General features: G+C 73.7%; 2 protein-coding genes. One reads left to right on the forward strand and one right to left on the reverse strand.

Annotated elements, in window-relative coordinates; translation table 11 throughout:
• Positions 1 to 130: 130 nt before the first annotated feature.
• The gene (locus ACZ56B_RS30560; RefSeq protein WP_468797557.1) at positions 131 to 940 is read right to left on the reverse strand and encodes a PhzF family phenazine biosynthesis protein; all 810 of its coding nucleotides are present in this window, start codon (positions 938 to 940) and stop codon (positions 131 to 133) included.
• A gap of 171 nt (positions 941 to 1,111) precedes the next feature.
• On the opposite strand from ACZ56B_RS30560, the gene ACZ56B_RS30565 reads away from it, so the two are divergent.
• Complete coding sequence (locus ACZ56B_RS30565) at positions 1,112 to 1,732, forward strand: PadR family transcriptional regulator (protein WP_468797560.1); 621 nt, start codon at positions 1,112 to 1,114, stop codon at positions 1,730 to 1,732.
• Positions 1,733 to 1,820: the final 88 nt, after the last annotated feature.

A 1,820-nucleotide genomic window follows, 5' to 3' on the forward strand; every position in this document is an offset into this window, starting at 1 on the left:
ACGGCTCCGCACGGTGGGGTGTTTGGGGGGGTAATCGTGGCTGGCGGGAGGGGGGGCTTGACTCCGGGGGTGGGGGGCGGCGGGGGGGGGGGGGGCCCCCCCCCCCCCCCCCCCCTTCGCCGTACCGGTCTCAGACCAGCAGATCGCCCTCGATGACCGTCACGGCCCGTCCGCTCAGCAGGGTGCGCGCGCCGCGCACCTCCGTGCGGACGCGCCCGGAGCGGGGTGAGGCCTGGAGGCCGGTGAGGACGGAGCGGCCGAGGCGCTCGGACCAGTAGGGGGCCAGAGCGGTGTGCGCGCTGCCGGTCACCGGGTCCTCGTCGATGCCGACGTTGGGGAAGAAGCAGCGGGAGACGAAGTCGTGGCCGAGGGCGGGGTCCTCGGCACGGGCGGTGGCGATGACGCCGCGCTCGGAGTGGGCGGCCAGGGCCCTGAGGTCGGGCCGCAGGGCGTGGACGGTCCGCTCGTCGGCGACCTCGACGAGCAGGTCCCCGACGTCCGGGCCGGTGTCGAACGCCGTGAGCGGCCGGGTGCCCAGCGCCTCGGCCAGGCCCTCGGGAACGTCGACCGCGGTGAGCGGGGCGGTGGGGAAGTCCAGGGTGACGGCGCCGTCCTCACCGGGCGTGGCGACGAGGACGCCGCTGCGGGTGGCGAACCGCACCGGGCCCCGGTGCGCGCCGGTGGTGTGCAGGACGTGCGCGGTGGCCAGCGTCGCGTGGCCGCACATCGCGACCTCGGTGGCGGGGGTGAACCAGCGCAGCGCCCAGTCGGCCCCGCCGCCCCCGGGGAGCGGGTGGGCGAAGGCCGTCTCGGCGTGGTTGACCTCCAGGGCGACCTTCTGGAGCCAGGGGTCGTCCGGGAAGGCGTCCAGGAGCAGGACTCCTGCCGGGTTGCCGGCGAAGGGCCGGTCGGTGAAGGCGTCGACGATTCGGATCCGCATGTCCCGACCGTAGGTGCTGAGCGAAACCGCGGGCCAAGGCCAATGCGCGGTCCCTGGACCGGTTTTCGGGGGTCCGGCGGGGCGACCCGGCGTCCGGGGGTGGTCGAGCGAACTTCTCCGATATATCGTTGAAGCATCGCGACAGATCAACGATGGGATGGAGTGGTTGCGGTGCACACCCATGGCTTCGAGCACGGACACCACCACGGCGGCCCGCGCGGCGGACGGGGCGACTTCGACCGGCTGCGCGCGGCGTTCGGTCCTTTCGGGCCGGGCGGGCCCGGCGGGCCCTTCGGCCCGGGCTTCGGGCACGGCCCGTGGGGCGGGCGAGGGCGCGGCGGACCCAGGGGAAGGGCGCGGCGCGGTGACGTGCGGGCCTCGATCCTGGCCCTGCTGAGGGACCGGCCCATGCACGGCTACGAGATGATCCAGGAGATCGCCGAGCGCAGCGGCGGGGCGTGGAGGCCCAGCCCCGGCTCGGTGTACCCCACCCTCCAACTGCTGGAGGACGAGGGGCTGATCGTGAGCGAGAGCGAGGGGGGCAAGAAGCTGTTCTCCCTCACCGACGCCGGCCGCACGGTGGCCGGCGAGGGCCCCGACGCCCCCTGGGAGGAAGCCTCTCGCGGGGTCGACTGGGAGGCGCTGGGCGAGATCCGGCAGGCCGGCTTCGGGCTGATGGAGGCGTTCGGACAGGTCTGGAAGACCGGCAGCAAAGAGCAGCGGGACAAGGCGCTCGCCGTCGTCAACGAGGCCCGCAAGAAGCTGTACCTGATCCTCGCCGACGAGGACTGACAGTGAGGATGTGTGGTGGCTTCTCCGGGTGGGTCTGACTCATGGACTGACCGACGCCGTCTGGCTGTCCTCAAGGGGATTCGTCGGC

The organism is Streptomyces sp. NPDC034670 (assembly GCF_055574875.1).